This window comes from Klebsiella sp. WOUb02, assembly GCF_050058015.1.
Classification (GTDB): Bacteria; Pseudomonadota; Gammaproteobacteria; order Enterobacterales; family Enterobacteriaceae; genus Klebsiella.
Map to the genome: position 1 here is coordinate 1,516,897 of NZ_CP170110.1, position 22,134 is coordinate 1,539,030.

The window sequence follows — 22,134 nt, forward strand, 5'->3', positions numbered from 1 at the left end:
CGAAAGGACGGCATGCCATGAATATATTCGATCACTATCGCCAGCGTTATGAAGCTGCCAAGGACGAAGAGTTCACACTGCAGGAGTTTCTTACCATCTGCCGGCAAGATCGCAGTGCTTATGCCAACGCGGCAGAAAGGCTACTGATGGCCATTGGTGAACCCGCAATGGTCGATACGGCCCTGGAGCCAAGGCTGTCCCGTCTCTTTTCAAACCGGGTTGTCGCTCGCTATCCGGCATTTGAAGAGTTTTACGGCATGGAAGATGCCATTGAACAGATCGTTTCTTACCTGAAGCATGCCGCGCAAGGTCTGGAAGAGAAGAAACAGATTCTGTATCTGCTGGGGCCGGTCGGCGGCGGTAAATCATCCCTTGCCGAGCGCCTGAAATCGTTAATGCAGCGCGTACCGATTTACGTGCTGAGCGCGAACGGCGAGCGCAGCCCGGTGAACGACCATCCTTTGTGCCTGTTTAATCCGCGGGAAGACGCGCAGATCCTCGAGAAGGAATATGGCGTACCGACCCGCTACCTCGGCACCATCATGTCGCCGTGGGCGGCCAAGCGCCTGCATGAGTTTGGCGGCGATATCACCAAATTCCGCGTCATCAAGGTGTGGCCGTCGATTCTGGAGCAGGTTGCCATCGCCAAAACCGAACCCGGCGATGAGAACAACCAGGATATCTCGGCCCTGGTCGGTAAGGTTGATATTCGTAAGCTCGAGCACTACGCGCAGAACGATCCGGATGCCTACGGCTATTCCGGCGCCCTGTGCCGCGCCAACCAGGGGATTATGGAGTTCGTCGAGATGTTCAAAGCGCCGATTAAGGTGCTGCATCCGCTGCTGACCGCCACGCAGGAAGGCAACTATAACGGTACCGAAGGGATCTCCGCCCTGCCGTTTAACGGGATTATCCTCGCGCACTCGAACGAATCCGAGTGGGTGACCTTCCGCAATAACAAAAACAACGAGGCCTTCCTCGACCGCGTCTATATCGTCAAGGTGCCTTACTGCCTGCGCATTTCCGAAGAGATGCGTATTTATGAAAAACTGCTGAACAACAGCGAGCTGACCCATGCGCCCTGCGCGCCGGGCACCCTTGAAACGCTGTCGCGTTTCTCGATTCTGTCGCGCCTGAAAGAGCCGGAAAACTCGAGCATTTACTCCAAAATGCGCGTCTATGACGGCGAGAGCCTGAAAGATACCGACCCGAAAGCGAAGTCCTACCAGGAGTATCGCGACTATGCCGGCGTCGACGAAGGTATGAACGGACTCTCCACGCGCTTCGCCTTTAAAATACTGTCGCGGGTATTTAACTTCGATCATACCGAGGTTGCCGCTAACCCGGTTCATCTCTTCTACGTTCTCGAGCAGCAGATTGAGCGCGAACAGTTCCCGCAGGAGCTGGCGGAACGCTACCTGGAGTTCCTCAAAGGCTATTTGATCCCGAAATATGCCGAGTTTATCGGTAAGGAGATCCAGACCGCCTATCTCGAATCCTACTCCGAATACGGGCAGAACATTTTTGACCGTTATGTCACCTATGCGGATTTCTGGATTCAGGATCAGGAGTACCGCGATCCGGATACCGGCCAGCTGTTCGACCGCGAATCGCTGAACGCGGAGCTGGAGAAAATTGAAAAACCGGCCGGGATCAGCAACCCGAAAGACTTCCGTAACGAGATAGTCAACTTCGTGCTGCGCGCCAGAGCAAATAACAGCGGACGCAATCCGAACTGGACCAGCTACGAAAAACTGCGCACGGTAATTGAGAAGAAAATGTTCTCCAATACCGAAGAGCTGCTGCCGGTGATTTCGTTCAACGCCAAAACCTCTACCGACGAGCAGAAAAAGCACGATGACTTCGTCGACCGGATGATGGAGAAAGGCTACACCCGTAAGCAGGTACGCCTGCTGTGCGAATGGTATTTGCGCGTACGTAAATCGTCCTGATGTACGGCAAGCCCGGCCGCTGCGGGGCAAGACGGAGATACCAGCAATTCGAGCTGCAGGGAGCCCCGGACCTTTACTCCGGTAAACGTCCGGGGCAAGCAGCACACAGGCGGCTTGAAGTATGAAGTGTATGGTTGGCAAATGCAGTACGGGGGGCATATGACCTGGTTTATAGACCGGCGCCTGAACGGGAAGAATAAAAGCGCGGTGAATCGCCAGCGCTTTTTGCGTCGCTACAAGGCGCAGATAAAACAGTCGATCTCCGAGGCGATCAACAAGCGCTCGGTGACCGATATTGAGAGCGGGGAATCCGTCTCTATTCCGACGGATGATATCAACGAACCGATGTTTCATCAGGGTCGCGGCGGCCTGCGCAATCGCGTGCATCCCGGCAACGACCATTTTGTACAAAACGACCGTATTGAGCGCCCGCAGGGCGGCGGCGGAGGCGGAGGTAGCGGCCAGGGGCAGGCCAGCCCCGACGGCGAAGGCGAGGATGGGTTTGTCTTTCAGATATCCAAAGATGAGTATCTCGATCTGCTGTTTGAGGATCTCGCCCTGCCGAATCTGAAGAAAAACCAGCAGCGGCAGCTTACCGAGTTCAAGACGCACCGGGCGGGTTTCACCGCTAACGGCGTCCCGGCAAACATCAGCGTGGTGCGTTCGCTGCAAAACTCCCTGGCGCGACGTACCGCCATGACAGCCGGTAAGCGACGCGAGCTGCGCGCGCTGGAAGCGGATCTGGACGTCATTAGCAAAAGCGAGCCTGCGCAGCTGCTGGAGGAGGAGCGGCTGCGTCAGGAGATAGCCGAGCTGCGGGCGAAGATTGACCGCGTGCCGTTTATCGATACCTTCGATCTGCGCTATAAGAATTACGAAAAACGGCCCGAACCCTCCAGCCAGGCGGTGATGTTCTGCCTGATGGACGTTTCCGGCTCCATGGATCAGGTCACCAAGGATATGGCCAAACGTTTTTACATCCTGCTGTATCTGTTCCTCAGCCGGACCTATAAAAACGTCGAGGTGGTCTATATCCGCCACCATACTCAGGCAAAAGAGGTGGATGAACACGAGTTTTTCTATTCGCAGGAAACCGGCGGCACGATCGTCTCCAGCGCGCTGAAACTGATGGATGAAGTGGTCAAAGCGCGCTACGACCCGGCGCAGTGGAATATCTACGCCGCGCAGGCGTCGGACGGCGATAACTGGGCGGACGACTCGCCGCTGTGTCACGAACTGCTGGCGAAGAACATCCTGCCGGTGGTGCGTTACTACAGCTACATTGAGATCACCCGTCGCGCCCACCAGACGCTCTGGCGTGAATATGAACATCTGCAGGCGACTTTTGAAAACTTCGCCATGCAGCATATACGCGACCAGGAAGATATCTACCCGGTATTCCGCGAGCTGTTCCATAAGCAGGGGGCCAATACCACCAGCTAGCGTTAATAAATCAGCCAGTTAATTCTATTTTCTGGCTGATTTTCTCTCCGCCGCGGCGGTTCGTTTCCGTTTCACCACCCTGCTCTCCACCTCGCGTCCACGGGATCGCCGCTGAGCTGGTTCACAAAGAGTTTATTATAACGTTTCGGTTATTACTCTCACGCCTAAAAAATATTACCCATCGCATCACCGACGAGGTTTTTTCTGCCCTAATTCCCTGCGCACTGTATTTTTTTGTCAGCAGCCTGATACGACAACAACATAATCCTGCCTGTGCACAACCGCAGCTAGCCTCTTCTTTTAGCACCTATGACATCATCCAATCTCTTTTCATGCCCGGCGTTCGCGAGTCGGCACTCAGTATTAAGGTATAAGGTAGTCGAGAGATGGCGAGCTATTATTTTTCTATTCCGAAAGTCTATTTTGGTGAGGATGCCATTAAGGCATTGCACCAGTTAGGCCATAAAAAGGTAGGGATTGTTACTGACAGTTTTATGGCGACGTCTGGTAAAACTCGCTATCTGATTAGTGAAATGCCGCAGGCCTCAGTGTCTATTTTTAGCGACGTAAAACCCGACCCCAGCATTGAGATCCTGCAGGCCGGCGCGGCCCAATTTAAGGCGTTCAAGCCGGACGTCATTATTGCGCTGGGAGGCGGTTCATCACTTGATGCCGCCAAAGGGATCAAAGCTACGCTGGAAGAGTATTTCCCGGACCATACGATTGTCCTTATTGCCATTCCCACCACCAGCGGCTCCGGTTCCGAAGTCACCTCCTATGCCATTATTTCCGACCCGCAAAATGGCCGTAAATACCCCCTGATTGCCGAGGAGCTGGTTCCCGATTACGCCATCCTGGATCCGCATCTGGTATTGTCGGTTCCCCGCCAGGTCGCAGTTGATACCGGTATGGATGTGCTGACGCATGCGATTGAAGCCCTGGTCTCCTCCGGCGCAAACGATTTTAGCGATGCGCTGGCGGAAAAAGCGATTGCGCTAACCTGGCGATACTTGCCCGATGTTTTCCTGGACGAGAAGGACATTCAGGCCCGCACGCATATGCACAATGCATCATGTATGGCCGGGATGGCGTTTAACTCCGCCGGACTGGGGCTGGTGCACGGCATGGCGCACGCCATCGGCGGCATGCTGCATATACCGCATGGCAAAATTAACGCCATGCTGCTGCCCCTTGTTATTGACTGGAATGCTCGCCACGCCCCGCATGCGCTCCCACGTTATCAGAAATGTGCCGCCATCATGGGAATTCATATCCACGCGCAGGAACAAGCCCTGGACGCGCTTATAGACGGTATTAGAGAGATTAATCACCGCTTTGGCATTCCCGCGACGTTACGTGAGTTGGGCATAGACCTTACCGAGTTCGAATCCTTACGCCAGCCGCTTATTAGCGCCGCGTTAGCCGATGGCTGCACTGCGTCAAATCCTTGTCAGCCTGGTGCCGCAGACGTGGCGCGACTACTGACGCAAATTGCCGGGTAGATCTGGACAAGTTTGTCCTTAGGTAACCGGACGGTCAAAAAAGTCCTGCGTGACGGCAAAAAGCGCAGCGCAGGATTGAATACTCTGGATATTGCATCTTTCACCATTTTCAGGTCGTTGACGTTATTAATGACAATCAGCAGCAAGCCGAATTGATTACTCAACAAATTCTTCAGGAGCTCGCGGCCCGCGGAACCCAGTTCAGGCGCCCGGAACTACATAGTCCGCAGATACTGGAAATCCCCGTCGGTATCTCCAATCGCCATGTGCACCTGAGTCGGGAAGATATGGACGCCCTGTTTGGCTACGGCTCCACCCTCACTCGCATGAAAGCGGTCAAGCAGCCCGGTCAGTTTGCCGCGGAGGAGACGGTGACCCTGCGCGGCCCCAAAGGTGAATTAACCAAAGTCCGCGTACTCGGCCCGCTACGCGGCGCCACCCAAATTGAAATTTCTGTTTCCGATAGCTTTGTGCTGGGCGTGAAAGCCCCTGTCAGGATGTCAGGCGATCTGCAGGACTCGCCAGGCATTGACATCATCGGCCCACGAGGTCGCGTCACCAAAACGGGCGGCACCATTGTCGCCTGGCGACACATCCATATTTCGCACGCCGAAGCGGAACGATACGGTCTACGCGACGGGGGGGAGATTGATGTCCGCATTGATGGCCATCGTGGCGGCATTCTGAGCCACGTTGTCGTGCGGGTGAGCACCGATGCCGTTCTGGAAATGCATATCGACGTGGAAGAGGCCAACGGCTTTGGCTTACGTAATGGCGATTGCGTTAGGCGTGTGCTGACGGAATACCATCATGGCTGAAAGCCTTGAAATCCGGCGCTTACGGGACCTGGCTGAAAAGGTCGAAAGCGGTAACTGCCGCCCCTGCCTGGGCGCGCTAAAGGTGGGAGTCGATCCCGGTACGGCAAATATCGCGCTGGTGGTTGTGGATGAAGAGAATAACCCGGTGGCCGGTATCAGCCATCCTTCCCGCGCGGTGAAAGATGGCGTGGTGGTAGATTTTCTCACAGCCAGCCGGGTGGTCAGCGGCCTGAAGGCAACGCTGGAGGAACGGCTAAACCGAACGCTAACCCATGCGGCAACCGCGATCCCGCCGGGTATTATCCCCGGCAATACAAAAACGATCGTCAATATGGTGGAAGCTGCCGGATTTGAGGTGACCGAGGTCGTTGATGAACCCGTGGCCGCAGCCCGGGCGCTAAACATCCGTGACGGCGCGATCGTTGACGTTGGGGGTGGCACTACCGGGATTAGCATTCTGCGCGACGGAGACTCCATCTTCAGCGCGGACGAGCCTACCGGCGGCAACCATATGACGCTGGTACTCTCCGGGGCGCTGGGTATCTCTTTTGCCGAAGCAGAAGAGATGAAGAAAGCGCCCGAACATGAAGAACGGGTCTTCGCGTTAGTCCGCCCGGTAGCAGAAAAAATGGCCCATCTTGTGACCGGATGGCTGGCGCAGTATCCGGTGGACGTTATCTATCTGGTGGGTGGTGCAAGTAGCTTCCATCAGTTTGCGGATGTCTTTCGGAAAACCACTGGCAAACGGGTGATTCAGGCGACGCATCCGCTTTTGGTCACCCCGCTTGGCATCGCGATGCACAGCCACTAAGAAGGAAAACGATGGACTCGCAACGGCTCTCATACCTGGTCGACACCATGATTGAGGACATTCTGGAACAACGCAGATTGCGCTTGCAGACGCATAGCAAAGTGATGCACGTGATCTTAAGCGGGGAAGATCTTACGACTCTGCCCGCGACCCTGGAGTGTCTTAGCGCCCTGCACCGTGGCGGCTATTTTCTGGTCATGGTGTTTTCCCACAGCGCCAGGCAATCATCATTGCAATCCTCCTGCCTTGAAGCGCTGGCCCAACGAGGCATTGATGTGATGTGCGCCAGTCAGGAGGATCCGCCGGTGGGTGAACCCTGCGGCGACCTCTATTTTCCGGCGCTCTCTACCAATAGCCTGAGCAAGATCGCGCTGGGTATCCGCGATAACCTGGTCTGTCGATGGGCGTTTTATGCGCTCAGCATGAAAAGAAAAGCCATCGTGACGCTTAACGCCGAATGCCAGCCCGACAAGAACGGTTCACTACCGCAGGCGTTCCGGACGCGCCTTGCGCACTATGCCGGCGCGCTTGTGGAATATGGCTTCACCGTGATCGGTCAGCACGCCGCTGCTCCAGAGCCAACGCCATCGATCAATGCCCATAAGCGGCTGGTCACGCTCAGCGACGTACGCCGGTATCAGAAAGGGCAGACGCTGCATATTGGCCATCGCACGCTCATAACCCCCGCTGCCCGCGATGAAATCCGCGACCGCGGCCTCGTCATTGTTCAACGTCACCAGGAGGACACATGTATCTGGCAAAGGTAACCGGTGCATTAGTTTCAACCACCAAACATGCTTCGCTGAATGGCGAAAAATTGCTCATTGTTGCTCGCCTGGATGAACACTATCACCCCACGGGCACCGCGCAGGTTGCCGTGGACTTCGTCGGTGCAGGCAATGGGGAAACGGTGATCGTGACGACAGGCAGCTCCGCACGCATGAGTACCAGTAAAGAACATTCCGTCATTGATGCTGCGGTGGTCGGCATTGTCGACTCGCTCGATCTTAACGGCCAGTAGCGTCCACGCGAGGAAAAACCATGCATCCTGAACTCAATTGTGACCTGGAATACCGCATTAATGCGGCCATTGCGCGTCAGCTTCCATCGCGCCGCCTCTCCCTAAGCCTGACAGACGCCGCGCAGCTGGCGAAATATGCCATCAATGCCGCAGATGAGGCCAACGTACCCATCGTTTTCAGCCTGGTGGATGCCTGCGGTCAGCAGCGTTACTTCTTTAGCATGGATAACGCGCTGCTCGTCAGCCACACGCTGGCGGGGCAAAAAGCCTGGACCGCGGTGGCGATGAGAATGCCGACGCACAGGCTGGCAACGGAAGTGCAGCCAGGTGCCAGCCTTTATGGCCTACAAAACGAACCGGGGATTTGCTGCTTTGGCGGCGGATTGCCCTGCTGGTCAGGAGGCGTACTGCTCGGCGCTATCGGTATCAGCGGCGGTAGCGTGGAAGAAGATATTGCCATCGCCAGCGCTGCCCTCACCCGCTTCAGCCATGAGCAATTTCCCCTCACCCCTTTCAATGAATAGTTCTCTAAAAGAAAAAGACAGACAGAGGTCATTATGTCGTTAGCGTCACTGGTTTTGGTCATTAACTGCGGTTCATCCTCTTTAAAATTTTCAGCTATCCCGCTCAATGACGACGCCCCTGCGCTCTCCGGTCTGGCGGAAAAGCTGGGGCTGGCAGATGCCTGCATTACGTTCAAAGATGCAGCAGGTAATAAAGTAATCGAGCAACTGGCCGATGCCAGCCACATCTGCGCGCTGAAAACGCTCTTCACAAAACTTGAACATCTGGCGTTACTCCCGCACGTATGCGCTATTGGCCACCGCGTGGCGCATGGCGGCAGCGATTTCAAACACTCCGTGTTGCTCACCGACGACGTCATTACCCGCATTCGTGAACTCTCCGTTCTGGCCCCGCTGCATAATCCGGCGAACCTGACGGGCATCGAAGCCGCAATGTCGTTATTACCGCATCTGCCGCAGGTTGCCGTGTTTGATACGGCTTTCCACCAGACTTTACCCCCGGAAGCCTATACCTACGCCATTCCTCTGGCGTATCAACAGCAGCATCAGGTCAGACGATTCGGTTTCCATGGCACGTCGCACAGGTTTATCGCCGCAGAAGCCGTTAGGCGACTAGGCCTCGATCCCGCCGATCATGGCATCCTTATCGCCCATCTTGGCAATGGGTCGTCGGTATGCGCCGTAAAAAACGGCAAAAGCGTGGATACCTCAATGGGCATGACGCCTCTGGAGGGGCTGGTGATGGGGACGCGCTGCGGCGATCTGGATTTTGGTGCCGCAGCCCATATTGCCCGCTGTACCGGTCAAACCATCGAGTCGCTGTACAAAATGGTGAACAACGACTCAGGCCTGCTGGGCGTATCCGGGCTCTCCAGCGATTGCCGCACATTGCAGGAAGCGCGCAGGAAAGGCGACCCTCGCGCCACGCTTGCCATTGACGTGATGGTGCACCGTCTCGCCCGTCATCTCGGAGCGCACCTCGCCTCTCTGCACCGCTTTGATGCCCTGATTTTTACCGGCGGCATTGGGGAAAACTCGGCGCTGGTGCGTGAGCTGACCGCCCGGCGGCTAGCCGTCTTCGGCGTATGTATCGATAAGGCGAAGAATGCGCAGATGGTTGCGGGCCATGGGGGCGTCATTTCTGCCCCCGACTCCCCCATCGTGGCAGTGATCCCAACTAATGAAGAGAAGATGATCGCTCAGGATGCCGCCGCGCTCTCTTGCGTATTTGAGGGCGTCGCCTGAGTTTTTTGCCTCTTGCCAACGAGGAGGATTTTATTGTCCAGGGTAAAACCGAATAACAAGAAAATCTCTCTTACGGGCAAAACATTTTGTCCCTGACGCAATAATATCATATTGCATTAATTTATTAGACATATGGACTATCCCTCGCCGGGTTAATTCATTACTGACATTTACTCTTACCTGTAAATATTGAGGTCGTTATGCAACAAGAAGCATTAGGCATGGTTGAAACAAAAGGTCTGGTATCCGCAATTGAAGCCGCAGATACCATGGTTAAATCCGCGAACGTTACGTTGGTAGGCTACGAGAAAATTGGTTCAGGGTTAGTTACCGTCATGGTTCGCGGCGATGTTGGCGCAGTCAAGGCAGCAACTGACGCAGGGTCCGCAGCGGCAGGTAAAGTGGGTGAACTGGTCTCCGTACATGTTATTCCGCGCCCACATATCGAAGTGGAAAAAATTCTGCCGAAAGCTGTCAGTTAATAAAGCCAGAGGATACTGACCATGAGAGATAATCTTGTTGAACAGATTATATCTGAAGTAATGAATAAACAGGCCGAAGTGGATACAAATAACAAAACGGCGGCCAATTTTGCCGGCTGTGGTTTAACGGAGTTTGTCGGTACGGCCCTGGGTCATACTATCGGGCTGGTTATTGCCAATGTCGATCATCAGCTACATGAGGTCATGAACATCGACAAGAAATATCGCTCAATCGGTATTCTTGGCGCACGCACTGGTGCCGGCCCGCATATTTTCGCCGCAGATGAGGCCATTAAAGCCACCAATAGTGAAATACTCTCTATCGAACTGGCCCGCGACACCGAAGGCGGCGGAGGACACGGCTGCCTGATCATTTTCGGCGCATCCGACGTATCCGATGTGCGCCGTGCAATTGAAGTCGCCCTATCTGAAATTGAGCGAACAATGGGTGATGTCTATGGCTCGCCGGCTGGCCATCTGGAATTCCAGTACACCGCGCGCGCCAGCTATGCCCTTAATAAAGCCCTTGGCGCGCCGCTGGGTAAATCCTTCGGCATGACCTGCGCCTCGCCTGCGGCGATCGGCGTGGTGGTTGCCGATGCCGCGGCGAAAGCGGCAGTGATTGAACCCGTGGGCTACGCCAGCCCGGCGAAAGGCACCAGCTTTAGTAACGAAGTGATCTTCACTTTCGCAGGTGACTCGGGCGCGGTTCGTCAGGCCGTTATTGCGGCAAGAGATGTCGGGAAGCAGCTGCTGGCCACCCTCGATCCGGCGCCCATCAAATCGACAACAACGCCATACATTTGATGGCATGCGGCAACGTGTGTGAAGTGGAGTAAGGAAAGTAGAACATGAACGATCTTGAAATTACCCAGGCCGTCTCCCGCGTCCTGAGTAAATATACAAAAACGGCACCGGAAGCGCAGGAACCCAAAGCCTCTGCGGTGTCGACGGCTCATGACCGCGACAACATTGAAGCCATTGTCGCCAGCGTGCTGGCGAGCCGCGTCAGCGCTGAGCCTGCCGCCGCCCTTCCATCCGGCGATGGCGCTTTTGCGACAATGGATGAAGCCATCGCCGCAGCACAGCACGCGCAAATCCAGTATCGCCACTGCTCAATGCAGGATCGCGCCCGGTTTGTTGATGGTATTCGCCAGCTTTTTCTGCAGGAAGATGTGCTGCAGGCCATTTCCAGAATGGCCGTAGAAGAGACGGGAATGGGTAACTATGCCGACAAACTGGTGAAAAACCGCGTTGCCGCGCAAAAAACGCCGGGCGTTGAGGATTTGGCTACCGGCGCGCTAAGCGGTGACGGCGGCCTGACGTTAACGGAATATTCTGCTTACGGAGTCATTGGTTCCATTACCCCTACCACCAACCCGACGGAGACGATTATCAACAACTCCATCGGCATGCTGGCGGCGGGCAACACCGTGGTCTTCAGCCCTCATCCACGATCGCGTCATGTCTCGCTGCACTGCGTTGCGCTGATCGGCCAGCAGCTGGCGCGGCTCGGCGCTCCCGCCAATCTGGTAGTTACGGTCACCCAGCCGTCGATAGACAACACCAATGCATTAATTAACGATCCTCGCGTCAACATGCTGGTTGCGACCGGCGGCCCGGCGATTGTGAAAACGGTAATGTCATCAGGCAAGAAGGCGGTCGGCGCTGGCGCTGGCAACCCACCAGCCGTGGTCGATGAAACCGCTAATATCGAAAAAGCCGCTCGCGATATCATCAATGGCTGCAGCTTCGACAATAACCTGCCCTGCATTGCCGAGAAAGAAGTCATCGTCGTCAATGACGTTGCGGATTACCTGATTCATTGCATGAAAAAACGCGGTGCCTGGCTGCTGTGCGATAAGCAGCATATTCAGCGGCTGCAGTCGCTTGTGCTGAATGAAAAAGGAACCGGGCCAAATACCGCGTTCGTGGGTAAAGATGCGCAATACCTCCTACAGCAGATTGGCATTAGCGTGCCGGAAGAGATCAAAGTTGTGCTGATCGAAACCGAACGTGACCATCCGTTCGTCGTACATGAGCTGATGATGCCAATCCTGCCGGTGGTGCGGGTCGAAAATGTCGATGAGGCGATTGATCTGGCCGTGAAGGTGGAACATGGAAATCGCCATACGGCGATAATGCACTCCACCAATGTGGAGAAACTCACCAAAATGGCGCGGCTTATTCAGACCACTATTTTTGTGAAAAACGGCCCCTCATACGCCGGTATTGGCGTGGGCGGCGAAGGCCATGCCACGTTTACCATCGCCGGGCCAACCGGGGAAGGACTGACCTCCGCGCGCACCTTTGCCAGAAACCGCCGGTGCGTGATGGTCGAAGCGCTCAATATTCGTTGGTATCGGCAGGACGGGTAACCCAGAGATGAAAAAACGTATTATCAACGCGCCGACGCCGGAAACCCTGGCCATGCTGAAACGGCGGATGCCTTCCGAGTCGCGCAACCGCCTGGAAATGGTGCGTATCGACGCCGTCGGGTTGATTATGCTGCCGATACCCGATTTGTACTTTTATGCCGATCGGGCCAGTAAAAGCGCACATGTTGCGGTATCGGAAATCTTTGGCAGTCTGTCCGCAGCATATCACGACGCTGGCCATATTCGGCGAGGTCGCCGCAGTGAATGAAGCCATGCGCATTATTGAGGATGATGACAGTACATTCTGAGAGTTCGCTTATGAAAAGAATTTTGATGCTCGCAGGCGATTTCTCTGAAGACTATGAAGTCATGGTGCCATGGCAGGCGTTAAGCATGTTAGGTTTCAGAGTAGATGTCGTTTGCCCAGGAAGACGTACCGGAGAATATATTAAGACCGCTATTCATGATTTCGAAGGCGATCAAACATATATCGAAAAACCCGGACATTTATTTCGCTTAACCGCATCCTTTGATGAAATCAGGATGCAAGAGTACGCCGGCGTATATATTACAGGTGGCCGAGCGCCTGAATATCTTCGCCTCAATAAATCGGTGCTGAACATTATTCATTATGCGAATAATTTTTCACTACCGATTGCTGCAATCTGTCATGGGCCACAAATTCTGGTTGCCGCCGGCGTGCTGAAAGGCAAAAAACTGACGGGATATTTTACCTTAAAACCAGAGGTTGAAATGGCTGGCGGCAGACTGGGTTATTGCCGCAGATGATGAAGCGGTTCAGGACGGCAATCTTGTTACAGCGACCACCTGGATGGGACATCCAGCAATATTACGTCAGTTTATTAGCTTAATCGGCACCAGCATTATTCACTAGTGTACCCGGCACTGCCGTCAGGTTAAACAATTCAGGTGTGGTTGCTCAATCACGCTAATATCATTTCGGGAGTTATTGTATGTTAGAGAAAGGCTTTACTAATCCGACCGATCGTGTTGTCAGACTCAAAAATACGATTCTGCATGCCAAACCTTACGTCGAATCAGAGCGTGCAGTGTTGGCAACCGAGGCTTATAAAGAGAACGAACATCTTCCTGCTATTATGCGCCGGGCAAAAGTCGTTGAGAAAATATTCAATGAATTACCCATCACGATTCGCCAGGATGAATTAATCGTTGGTGCCGTCACTATCAATCCCCGCTCTACGGAGATCTGCCCGGAATTCTCTTACGATTGGGTTGAGAAAGAGTTCGACAGCATGGCGCACCGCGTTGCTGACCCCTTTATTATCGAGAAAAAAACCGCCGAGGAGCTGCGCCTGGCATTTCAATACTGGCCGGGTAAAACCACCAGTTCGCTGGCCGCCTCTTATATGTCCGAAGGGACGAAAGAGAGCATGGGAAATGGCGTATTCACCGTCGGTAACTACTTTTACGGTGGCGTAGGTCATGTAAGCGTTGACTACGGTAAAGTGCTGAAAATCGGTTTTCGCGGCATCATCAATGAAGTCACCCGCGCGCTGGAGAATCTCGATCGCACCTCGCCGGATTACATCAAAAAAGAGCAGTTCTATCATGCTGTTATTATGAGTTACCAGGCGGCTATCAACTTCGCACATCGCTATGCCCAGGAAGCCTCTCGCCTGGCGCGAGAAGAACGCGATCCGGCTCGCCAACGAGAACTGGAACAGATCGCCCAGAACTGTACCCGCGTGCCGGAACATGGCGCCACCACGTTCTGGGAAGCATGTCAGACATTCTGGTTTATTCAGAGCATGCTGCAGATTGAATCCAGCGGTCACTCGATCTCCCCCGGACGTTTCGATCAGTATATGTACCCCTACCTTGCTGCCGACAAATCGATCGACAAAGAATTTGCCCAGGAGCTGGTGGATTGCTGCTGGATCAAGCTTAACGACATCAACAAAACGCGCGATGAAGTGTCCGCGCAGGCTTTTGCGGGTTATGCCGTGTTCCAGAACCTGTGCGTCGGCGGACAAACGGAAGATGGCCGCGACGCCACCAATCCGTTGACCTACATGTGTATGGAAGCAACCGCGCATGTGCGCCTGCCGCAGCCTTCCTTCTCAATTCGCGTCTGGCAGGGCACGCCAGATGAGTTCCTCTATCGCGCCTGCGAACTGGTGCGCCTGGGACTGGGCGTGCCGGCCATGTATAACGATGAGGTGATCATTCCGGCGTTGCAAAACCGCGGCGTCTCCCTGCATGACGCGCGGGATTATTGCATCATCGGCTGCGTAGAACCGCAGGCGCCGCATCGCACAGAGGGCTGGCATGATGCCGCATTCTTTAACGTGGCGAAAGTGCTGGAAATTACCCTTAACAACGGCCGATCGGGCAGCAAACAGCTCGGCCCGGTCACGGGGGAATTGACCCAGTACACCGGCATGGATGACTTCTATACGGCTTTCAAAAAACAGATGGCGCACTTCGTGCATCAGTTAGTCGAAGCCTGCAACAGTGTCGATATTGCGCATGGCGAACGCTGCCCGCTGCCCTTTCTTTCTGCGCTGGTAGACGATTGCATCGGCCGGGGGAAATCCCTGCAGGAAGGTGGAGCAATCTATAACTTTACCGGCCCGCAGGCATTCGGCGTGGCGGATACCGGAGACTCGGTATATGCCATCCAGAAACAGGTGTTTGAAGACCGACGCATGACGCTCCAGGAGTTGAAAGGCGCGCTGGATGCCAATTTTGGTTACCCGGTGGGCGCTAATCCACAGGGCGCCCCGGCAAAAACGTCTCTGGGCGAGCAGGACATCTATGAAGTGGTAAAACGCATTATCGACCAGCACGGTTCACTCAACCCGGCGGCGATCAAAAATGAAGTGTACCGTCAGCTCTCCGGTTCCGGCGCGACGCCAGCGGCAGGTGGCTCTCGTTATGAAGAGATCCGCCACATTCTGGAAAACACGCCATGCTTCGGCAACGACATCGACGAGGTGGATCTTGTCGCCCGCAACTGCGCGCTGATTTACTGCCAGGAAGTGGAAAAATACACCAACCCGCGCGGCGGTCGTTTCCAGGCGGGCATCTACCCGGTATCGGCTAACGTTCTGTTTGGTAAAGACGTGAGCGCGCTGCCGGATGGTCGCCTGGCGAAAGAGCCGCTGGCAGATGGCGTATCGCCGCGTCAGGGTAAAGATACTCTGGGCCCAACCGCTGCGGCTAACTCTGTGGCCAAGCTGGATCACTTCATCGCCTCTAACGGCACGCTCTATAACCAGAAATTCCTGCCCTCTTCTCTGGCTGGAGAGAAAGGCCTGCGTAACTTTGGCGGGCTGGTGCGTAACTACTTCGATAAGAAAGGGATGCACGTACAGTTCAACGTCATCGATCGCAACACGCTAGTCGAGGCGCAGAAAAATCCGCAGCAGCATCAGGATCTTGTTGTTCGCGTTGCGGGTTATAGCGCTCAGTTCGTGGTACTAGCCAAAGAAGTTCAGGATGACATTATCAGCCGTACCGAGCAGCAATTCTGATTTGGTCTTCCTTGTCAGGGCCATACGTACAGGTATGGCCCTATATCAGACACGATTTTAGCGGCTAGCCTGCTGTTGCCTGGTGGTCGCTTTTTTGACGAGTGATGTTATGAAGAGAGTCGAATACGATACCGAAGGCGTATTATTCAATATTCAGCGCTATTCCCTGCACGACGGCCCCGGCATCAGGACAATACCGTTTTTTAAAGGCTGTCCTCTGTCCTGCAGGTGGTGCAGCAATCCGGAATCACAGCGCCCGCAACCTGAATTAATTTATAAAAAGAGCGATTGCATCCGCTGCGGAAAATGCGTCGATGCCTGCAAGCAAAAGGCGCTGTCTCCCGACAACCCTTTTTTTATCGATCGCGAGCGATGCATCCAGTGCGGCGACTGTACGCGCGTCTGCCCAACCCAGGCGCTGGAAATGAAAGGCAAACGGATGTCGGTTAGTGACGTGATGCGGGAATTACAAAAAGAGGAGAACCTGTTTCGACGATCTGGCGGCGGCATTACGCTATCGGGGGGAGAACCTCTTGCCCAGCCAGAATTCGCACGTGAATTATTAAAGGCGTGCAAAGAAAAAGGTTGGCATACTGCCATCGAGACCACCGGATTTACGACTAAAGAAGTCATTGAAGATGTTTTCCCGTGGATTGATCTGGCATTAACCGATATTAAAGCTATTAACCCTGCGGTTCATGAAGAGAACACCGGGGTCAATAACAGCATAATTCTGCAGAACCTCATCCGGATTTCATTTATCACCAAAGTCATTGTCCGCATTCCGGTTATTCCCGGCGTAAACGACAACCCGGATGAAATCCGCGGTATTGCCGAGTTTGCCCGCTTAATGTCCGGCGTCGATACCATCCACCTGTTGCCCTATCATACCTTTGGGGAAAATAAATATAACCTGCTCGGCAGAATTTACCCTATGGGTGATGCTAAATCGCACTCCGAAGACAAAATGGAAAGTCTGAAAAAAGTCGTTGAATCAATGGGATTTCATTGTCACATTGGCGGTTAATCAGCAATAAAAATAACACAATTATTTTTCACATCCTTTGCACTCTCATACCATTAAGCGATAAATATAGAGCTTAATACAGGAAACCATCATGAGTAAATATTACGAATCAATAACCGGACCATGTATTGCAGAATTTATGGGTACCGGCCTGTTTATATTTTTCGGTACCAGCGTGCTGTGCGCGGCAAAGCTGGCAGGCGCCAGCTTTGGTCTTTGGGAAATATGCGTGGTGTGGGGGCTCGGTATTGCGCTTGCGGTCTACCTGACCGCCGGCACATCCGGAGCCCATCTTAACCCGGCGGTGACAATATCCCTATGGATGTTTGCCAGTTTTGACGCCAGAAAAGTGGTGCCCTACATTGCGGCGCAAATGGCCGGCGCGTTTTGCGGCGCGGCATTAACCTATCTGATTTATCACAATATGTTTGCCGAGTACGAGCATGCCCATCAGATGATACGCGGCAGTCAGGATAGCCTGTTTCTGGCGAGTATATTTTCAACTTATCCGGCCGCATCCATCAGCGTATGGCTGGCGGGGCTGGTGGAAATCATCATCACCTCAATTTTGATAGGCCTCATCATGGCGCTAACCGATGATGGTAACGGCGTGCCTAAAGGGCCACTTGCCCCCCTCCTGATCGGCCTGCTGGTTGCAGTTATCGGCGCTGCGACGGCTCCATTGACCGGTTTTGCCATGAATCCCGCCCGCGACTTCGGTCCAAAACTCTTTACCTACCTTAACGGCTGGGGGTCGGTTGCAATGACCGGTGGCAGAGATATCCCCTACTTCCTGGTACCGCTGATTGCGCCCGTTATCGGTGGCATCCTGTGGGCGGCGATTTATCGTTATTGTATCGAGCGTCATTTACCCGCAGCAAAAACAGAAGAAGTGGTAAACCATACCGTCGCCTGATGGATAAGACATTGATAAACGCCGTCGCGCTTTCTTATACGACGGCGTTTTTTTCTTTGCTCTCTCCTGCTGATTTGCCGGCACCGACCAAAACCTGCGCCCAACGCGTACAATAAAGCCACCCGCAGGTGGCTTTATTCAATAACGCTATTTTACCGTCGGGCGCCCTTTGCTTTTGCCCGCTGCGGTTTTTTATCGTCATGCATGAACGTTTCTGGCACCTCTTCCTCGTTAAGTTCGGCACCTTCTTCACGTTGGGCGGAACTCCCTTCCGCTGGCAAAGACGGCCGGACTGAAGCATTCATTACGTCCTCTCCCTGCGCCAGACAATCTGACGTGCTCGCAACAGGCTCAATGTTGATAACCGGGATCTTCTCCTCTTTCTTTTCCACAGCCGCTGGCTGGTCCTGCGTCATGGGTTCCGCGGGCCTCGTCCCGCATGTTTCCCCGGAGGCGATCAGCGCATCAATACCGACCGCGGTACGTGCAATCACCCTCCAGGCGTAAACCTGCCCGATTCGGTTTGCGGCGGCAACGCCAGCAGCAACCGCCGCGTTCATCGCCCCAACGTCACCAATTAATTTTACCGTCACCAATCCCCCGCCTTTCGTCAGCTCGTATCCGACCAGGTCGACATTCGCAGATTTCATTGCGGCATCGGCGGCTTCCACCGCCACCGTTAAGCCGACGGTTTCAATTAAGCCTAAGCTCTGCCCGGACATAACTTTCTCCTGTTATTTTCAATTCAATGAGGTATACGTGAGCGCACGCGGCTGACCCGCCGCATCATCACGAAGCAGCGCGGCCTTATTAGTGAGTTCCCACGGAAAGATTTCGCGACCAAAATGGCCGTAGCACGCCGTCTGGCGGTAGCGAGGCGCAAGTAAATCGAGCTGATGAATAATGCCGTAAACGCTCAGGTCAAAATGGTGTTCTACGAGGCGGGCCAACGCTGCAGATGTAAGCTGCGACGTGCCAAAAGTATTGATGCGAACCGAAACCGGCAGGGATAGGCCTATGGCCCAGGCCAGCTGTACTTCACAACGTTTTGCCAGACCTGCTGCCACAATATTTTTGGCCACATAGCGCGCAGCATACGCGGCTGAACGATCGACCTTAGAGGGGTCTTTGCCCGAAAACGCGCCACCGCCGTGACAGGCCGCGCCGCCGTAGGTATCGACGATAATTTTACGCCCTGTTAAACCGCAGTCCGCAGCCGGTCCCCCGCTGATGAACGGACCTGCTGGATTAATCAATAAACGCGTTTCTGGCGTCAACCACGATGATGGAATGACAGGCTTAACGATCTCTTCGACGACCGCTTCACGCAGAGATTCGAGTGAAATGTCCGCACGATGCTGTGTTGAAATCACAATGGTTGCAGCATGCTTTATCTGCCCATCGCAATACTGCAGCGTGACCTGGCTTTTGGCATCCGGCAATAATCCCGCAACCTGCCCCGTCTTGCGCAGTCGCGCCTGCCGCTCCATCAATCGATGCGCATACAGTAGCGGAGCGGGCATCAGCTGCGCTGTTTCATCGCACGCATAGCCGAACGTGATCCCCTGATCGCCAGCGCCAGGCGATGACGGATCGCTGGCGCGGATACCTCTGGCGATATCGTCCGACTGCCGGCCCAGCATATTGATCACAGCGCAGGTCGCGCCATCGAACCCTTTTTCAGAGCCTGTCGTAACCGATGGCTTTCACCGTACTGCGCACAATCTGTTCGACATCAATGTTGACCGCGGATGATATTTCACCGGCCAGGATCACGGCGCCCGTTTTCACCAGGCATTCGCAGGCAACTTTCGCCCAGGGGTCCCGTAACAGGTACGCATCAAGAATGGCGTCAGAAATCTGGTCCGCCATCTTATCCGGATGCCCTTCGGCAACCGATTCAGAGGTAAAAAGGTATTCGTCCATCGCGGCGCCACATTAAAAAGAGAGTGGTTCATTTTAACGGCCAGCGCTTTTCGGGGACGTAAACTATATTGCGGGGATAGCGGACTTTTTTGCGCTCACGCTTACGGCAAGCGCAAAAAATCCCGGGGTAATCAGCACGCCTCCGGCGAGACAATACGGCGGTAATCTGATGGCGCAATACCGGTCTCTTTTTTAAAGATACGGCAGAAATAATTCGCGTCCAGCCAGGAAAGCTCCAGCGCGATCGTATTGACTTTTAGATCGCTGAATTGCAGCAACGATTTTGCCATGCTGATTTTACGGCTGGTAATGTAGCTCGAAAACCCCGTACCCATGGTCTTTTTAAATGCACGACTCAAATAGCAAGGGCTGACAAATGTTTTAGACGCGATGTCATCGAGAGTGAGGTTTTTGAATATACTTTTCTCAATATGAAATTGCGCCCGGCTAACGAAGTCCATATTGCTGTTAGCATTTTTAAATACTTGCTCAAAAATTTCATCGCTAAGGTTTAATAAACTGGTCATGATGCGCCAGTAATGGCTGGAGGATAATCCCTGCTGATGGATGTTTTGAATAATCGAGGCAGTTTTATTACAGCAGGATACATATTTCTCGCCAAGCCCGGCAAGATATTGTTGCAGTAGTTCAAGGACATCGGTAACCGTTTTTGAACGATCGCCGCCCAAAGTCTGTCCGGTGCATGCTGCATCAAGGATGCTGAATAAAAAAGTATGCCAGCCAGGATAGTCGCAGCAACCGATCAGATCGCCTATCTTTTGCCGCATCTCCCGGACGACCGCAGCCTCCTGCTCATCGACCAGCAGCGTTTTACGAATAGTATCGCTCAGGGTGCTTTGCTTCACCGGCTTCAGAAGATAGTCGTCAACTTTCAGGCTGAGCATATGGCGAACGATCTCAAAATCATCATTCGCCGTCGTCACAATCACTTTGGTCTGCGTGTTTTTCTGCTTGAGGTACTCGATAACCTGGTTCCCGTTCGGCAACGGAATATTAATATCAACAAACATCATGTCGATTTGACCCAGCTGATCAATCAGCTGGATAGCCTTTCTGCCCGTAGATGCCTCATGAATGACAGAGTTCTCAACACAGCGGGAAATAATCCGTTTTAGCGACTCCGACTCGATATACTCATCTTCAACAATGACAATATTATACATATATACGCTCCAGGCTCAGGCCGGCATCATCGGGAACCGTAATTTTATAGTGGTGCCGAACATTGGCTTATAGGGACTGGAGATTTGCAAACCATAGCTTTCTCCAAATAACAACTGAAGGCGATTCTTAATATTATTAATTCCGATACCACCTTTTTGTCGATTCATGTTTCCGGAAAGAATATGCTCAATATCTTCCGGAGAGATCCCATCGCCATTATCTGTAATTTCAATAATCACATCCTTACCATCGTCATTCGCTCGCAGAACGATATGACTCTGCGTTTCACGCGGCTCAACCACATAATTGAAAAAGTTCTCTACCAGAGGCTGCAGAATTAAAAATGGACAGACAGTATCTTTATATTTTTCAGGAATATCGCAAATATAATCAAAGCGGTCATTCATTCTCACTTTCTGAATTGCCATGTAGCAATTCACATATACACATGATACTTCAAGTTGCAGTTTGTTAAGTTCATTCCCTTATATTAATCATTCACTCTGTAACTGATTAAGGATTTGGTGCATGGCCGCCTTTTAGCAAAGCAGATTTTTGGATTTCTTTATTCAATAAAACCAAATCCACCTCAACCCGCTACACTACCGCAACATATTTTATGCCATTGTTATTCTCTTTTAACGTTTCAAGCGTCTGTGGAATGTCATCAAACGCAACGGTTTGAATAAACGGCATAATCAACTCGCAGCGACCGATCTGTTGCAGCATGTTTTCGCCGGCTTGACGTAACCGACTCCACTGTACATTGCTACCGTATGCATGAATGGCTGCCAGAGCAATTTCATGAAGCGAGATACTGGTCGTGAACGGTGGTAATGGCGCTTTTTCCAATCTGTCCTGAATACATACAAGATGGCCGTAATAACCCAGTAATCCCGCCAGAGATAGTGCATTTTGCTGATTGACGGTATCGAAAGCAGCGTACAGCGGTTTTTCGCCCAGTGCGCGATTCAACTCATCTGTCCATGACCTATGGCCATAGTCAAAGCACTGGATGACCCCATGGTTGAGCAATTTTTGATGATGCCTGCCGCTGGCGGTGACATAAACATTAGCGCCTGCCTGAATAAGCATCTGTGTTAACAGGCTGCCAGCACTACCACCGGCACCGCTGACAAGCACGTTCTCACCAGAGAGATGAGGGACTTTTTGCACTGCCTGCCAGGCCGTCAGACCCGGGCAGGGTAACGCTGCCGCGCTGATATCACTGATATGCTCGGGAACAGAAATAACTGCATGAGCGTTGACTATTGTATGGCGGGAAAAACTGCCGTCGAATCGAAGATCGGTATGGTACATTACCCGAGAACCAAGGCGCAGATGCGTGGCGTTTCGGCCTGTGGCGGCTATGACACCCATACCATC

At 53.4% G+C, this 22,134-nt stretch carries 18 protein-coding genes and 4 pseudogenes; 17 read left to right on the top strand and 5 right to left on the bottom strand.

The features are described from left to right. The first annotated feature begins 17 nt into the window (after nucleotides 1–17). The 17 genes and pseudogenes from yeaG to ABOC21_RS14225 all read left to right on the top strand — a co-directional run bounded on the left by yeaG (nucleotide 18) and on the right by ABOC21_RS14225 (nucleotide 17,637). Nucleotides 18–1,952 carry a protein kinase YeaG gene (gene yeaG, locus ABOC21_RS14145; protein WP_426815004.1) on the top strand — a complete coding sequence of 645 codons (1,935 nt, stop codon included), beginning with the start codon at nucleotides 18–20 and terminating at the stop codon, nucleotides 1,950–1,952. Between the two features lie 159 nt (nucleotides 1,953–2,111). Then, nucleotides 2,112–3,395, top strand: a complete 1,284-nt coding sequence (locus tag ABOC21_RS14150) for a YeaH/YhbH family protein (RefSeq protein WP_426815005.1) — start codon at nucleotides 2,112–2,114, stop codon at nucleotides 3,393–3,395. Nucleotides 3,396–3,781: 386 nt separating this feature from the next. Beyond that, a complete protein-coding gene (locus ABOC21_RS14155) occupies nucleotides 3,782–4,897 on the top strand; it encodes a 1-propanol dehydrogenase PduQ (RefSeq protein ID WP_426815006.1) in 1,116 nt (371 codons plus the stop codon). A 125-nt stretch (nucleotides 4,898–5,022) separates the two neighbouring features. Beyond that, nucleotides 5,023–5,715 carry a phosphate propanoyltransferase gene (locus ABOC21_RS14160; RefSeq protein ID WP_426815492.1) on the top strand — a complete coding sequence of 231 codons (693 nt, stop codon included), beginning with the start codon at nucleotides 5,023–5,025 and terminating at the stop codon, nucleotides 5,713–5,715. Then, nucleotides 5,708–6,526 carry an ethanolamine utilization protein EutJ gene (gene eutJ / locus ABOC21_RS14165; RefSeq protein WP_426815007.1) on the top strand — a complete coding sequence of 273 codons (819 nt, stop codon included), beginning with the start codon at nucleotides 5,708–5,710 and terminating at the stop codon, nucleotides 6,524–6,526. Before ABOC21_RS14160 ends, eutJ begins: the two co-directional genes overlap by 8 nt. A gap of 11 nt (nucleotides 6,527–6,537) precedes the next feature. Beyond that, nucleotides 6,538–7,293 (top strand): hypothetical protein, encoded by a 756-nt coding sequence (locus ABOC21_RS14170; protein WP_426815008.1) that lies wholly within the window; start codon nucleotides 6,538–6,540, stop codon nucleotides 7,291–7,293. Continuing rightward, nucleotides 7,275–7,547 carry a EutN/CcmL family microcompartment protein gene (locus ABOC21_RS14175; protein ID WP_426815009.1) on the top strand — a complete coding sequence of 91 codons (273 nt, stop codon included), beginning with the start codon at nucleotides 7,275–7,277 and terminating at the stop codon, nucleotides 7,545–7,547. Before ABOC21_RS14170 ends, ABOC21_RS14175 begins: the two co-directional genes overlap by 19 nt. Before the next feature lie 20 nt (nucleotides 7,548–7,567). Beyond that, the gene (locus tag ABOC21_RS14180) at nucleotides 7,568–8,071 is read left to right on the top strand and encodes a GlcG/HbpS family heme-binding protein (protein WP_426815010.1); all 504 of its coding nucleotides are present in this window, start codon (nucleotides 7,568–7,570) and stop codon (nucleotides 8,069–8,071) included. A 33-nt stretch (nucleotides 8,072–8,104) separates the two neighbouring features. Beyond that, nucleotides 8,105–9,316 (top strand): propionate kinase, encoded by a 1,212-nt coding sequence (tdcD, locus tag ABOC21_RS14185; protein WP_426815011.1) that lies wholly within the window; start codon nucleotides 8,105–8,107, stop codon nucleotides 9,314–9,316. Nucleotides 9,317–9,516: 200 nt separating this feature from the next. Next, nucleotides 9,517–9,798: a propanediol utilization system shell hexameric protein GrpH gene (gene grpH / locus ABOC21_RS14190; RefSeq protein WP_004863596.1), complete on the top strand. Its 282-nt coding sequence runs from the start codon at nucleotides 9,517–9,519 to the stop codon at nucleotides 9,796–9,798. A 21-nt stretch (nucleotides 9,799–9,819) separates the two neighbouring features. After that, entirely contained in the window at nucleotides 9,820–10,605 is a 786-nt protein-coding gene (gene pduB / locus ABOC21_RS14195; protein WP_426815012.1) for a propanediol utilization microcompartment protein PduB, read from the top strand. A gap of 44 nt (nucleotides 10,606–10,649) precedes the next feature. Then, nucleotides 10,650–12,176 (top strand): aldehyde dehydrogenase family protein, encoded by a 1,527-nt coding sequence (locus tag ABOC21_RS14200; protein WP_426815013.1) that lies wholly within the window; start codon nucleotides 10,650–10,652, stop codon nucleotides 12,174–12,176. Between the two features lie 7 nt (nucleotides 12,177–12,183). Further along, the gene (locus ABOC21_RS14205) at nucleotides 12,184–12,444 is read left to right on the top strand and encodes a hypothetical protein (protein ID WP_426815014.1); all 261 of its coding nucleotides are present in this window, start codon (nucleotides 12,184–12,186) and stop codon (nucleotides 12,442–12,444) included. 50 nt (nucleotides 12,445–12,494) lie between these two features. Continuing rightward, a pseudogene (locus ABOC21_RS14210) lies at nucleotides 12,495–13,071 on the top strand (DJ-1/PfpI family protein). A gap of 79 nt (nucleotides 13,072–13,150) precedes the next feature. Then, nucleotides 13,151–15,694: a glycyl radical diol dehydratase GrpM gene (grpM, locus tag ABOC21_RS14215; protein WP_426815015.1), complete on the top strand. Its 2,544-nt coding sequence runs from the start codon at nucleotides 13,151–13,153 to the stop codon at nucleotides 15,692–15,694. A 109-nt stretch (nucleotides 15,695–15,803) separates the two neighbouring features. Then, nucleotides 15,804–16,721: a glycyl-radical enzyme activating protein gene (locus ABOC21_RS14220; protein ID WP_426815016.1), complete on the top strand. Its 918-nt coding sequence runs from the start codon at nucleotides 15,804–15,806 to the stop codon at nucleotides 16,719–16,721. 91 nt (nucleotides 16,722–16,812) lie between these two features. After that, the gene (locus ABOC21_RS14225; protein ID WP_426815017.1) at nucleotides 16,813–17,637 is read left to right on the top strand and encodes an MIP/aquaporin family protein; all 825 of its coding nucleotides are present in this window, start codon (nucleotides 16,813–16,815) and stop codon (nucleotides 17,635–17,637) included. Nucleotides 17,638–18,083: 446 nt separating this feature from the next. On the opposite strand, the pseudogene ABOC21_RS14230 reads toward ABOC21_RS14225, so the two are convergent. From ABOC21_RS14230 to ABOC21_RS14250, 5 genes and pseudogenes are all read right to left on the bottom strand, one after another. After that, nucleotides 18,084–18,359 (bottom strand): annotated as a pseudogene (locus ABOC21_RS14230) (BMC domain-containing protein); the annotation flags it as partial. Between the two features lie 18 nt (nucleotides 18,360–18,377). Further along, a pseudogene (metK, locus tag ABOC21_RS14235) lies at nucleotides 18,378–19,563 on the bottom strand (methionine adenosyltransferase). 131 nt (nucleotides 19,564–19,694) lie between these two features. Then, the gene (locus tag ABOC21_RS14240) at nucleotides 19,695–20,747 is read right to left on the bottom strand and encodes a response regulator transcription factor (protein ID WP_426815018.1); all 1,053 of its coding nucleotides are present in this window, start codon (nucleotides 20,745–20,747) and stop codon (nucleotides 19,695–19,697) included. 15 nt (nucleotides 20,748–20,762) lie between these two features. After that, nucleotides 20,763–21,191 (bottom strand): annotated as a pseudogene (locus ABOC21_RS14245) (sensor histidine kinase); the annotation flags it as partial. Nucleotides 21,192–21,345: 154 nt separating this feature from the next. After that, a complete protein-coding gene (locus ABOC21_RS14250) occupies nucleotides 21,346–22,128 on the bottom strand; it encodes an alcohol dehydrogenase (RefSeq protein ID WP_426812794.1) in 783 nt (260 codons plus the stop codon). Nucleotides 22,129–22,134: the final 6 nt, after the last annotated feature.

Excerpts from the sequence above, each read along its gene's own strand:
- yeaG (WP_426815004.1), top strand. The coding sequence starts at position 18 with ATGAATATATTCGATCACTATCGCCAGCGTTATGAAGCTGCCAAGGAC.
- ABOC21_RS14150 (WP_426815005.1), top strand. The coding sequence starts at position 2,112 with ATGACCTGGTTTATAGACCGGCGCCTGAACGGGAAGAATAAAAGCGCG.
- ABOC21_RS14155 (WP_426815006.1), top strand. The coding sequence starts at position 3,782 with ATGGCGAGCTATTATTTTTCTATTCCGAAAGTCTATTTTGGTGAGGAT.
- eutJ (WP_426815007.1), top strand. The coding sequence starts at position 5,708 with ATGGCTGAAAGCCTTGAAATCCGGCGCTTACGGGACCTGGCTGAAAAG.
- ABOC21_RS14170 (WP_426815008.1), top strand. The coding sequence starts at position 6,538 with ATGGACTCGCAACGGCTCTCATACCTGGTCGACACCATGATTGAGGAC.
- ABOC21_RS14175 (WP_426815009.1), top strand. The coding sequence starts at position 7,275 with ATGTATCTGGCAAAGGTAACCGGTGCATTAGTTTCAACCACCAAACAT.
- ABOC21_RS14180 (WP_426815010.1), top strand. The coding sequence starts at position 7,568 with ATGCATCCTGAACTCAATTGTGACCTGGAATACCGCATTAATGCGGCC.
- tdcD (WP_426815011.1), top strand. The coding sequence starts at position 8,105 with ATGTCGTTAGCGTCACTGGTTTTGGTCATTAACTGCGGTTCATCCTCT.
- grpH (WP_004863596.1), top strand. The coding sequence starts at position 9,517 with ATGCAACAAGAAGCATTAGGCATGGTTGAAACAAAAGGTCTGGTATCC.
- pduB (WP_426815012.1), top strand. The coding sequence starts at position 9,820 with ATGAGAGATAATCTTGTTGAACAGATTATATCTGAAGTAATGAATAAA.
- ABOC21_RS14200 (WP_426815013.1), top strand. The coding sequence starts at position 10,650 with ATGAACGATCTTGAAATTACCCAGGCCGTCTCCCGCGTCCTGAGTAAA.
- ABOC21_RS14205 (WP_426815014.1), top strand. The coding sequence starts at position 12,184 with ATGAAAAAACGTATTATCAACGCGCCGACGCCGGAAACCCTGGCCATG.
- grpM (WP_426815015.1), top strand. The coding sequence starts at position 13,151 with ATGTTAGAGAAAGGCTTTACTAATCCGACCGATCGTGTTGTCAGACTC.
- ABOC21_RS14220 (WP_426815016.1), top strand. The coding sequence starts at position 15,804 with ATGAAGAGAGTCGAATACGATACCGAAGGCGTATTATTCAATATTCAG.
- ABOC21_RS14225 (WP_426815017.1), top strand. The coding sequence starts at position 16,813 with ATGAGTAAATATTACGAATCAATAACCGGACCATGTATTGCAGAATTT.
- ABOC21_RS14240 (WP_426815018.1), bottom strand. The coding sequence starts at position 20,747 with ATGTATAATATTGTCATTGTTGAAGATGAGTATATCGAGTCGGAGTCG.
- ABOC21_RS14250 (WP_426812794.1), bottom strand. The coding sequence starts at position 22,128 with ATGGGTGTCATAGCCGCCACAGGCCGAAACGCCACGCATCTGCGCCTT.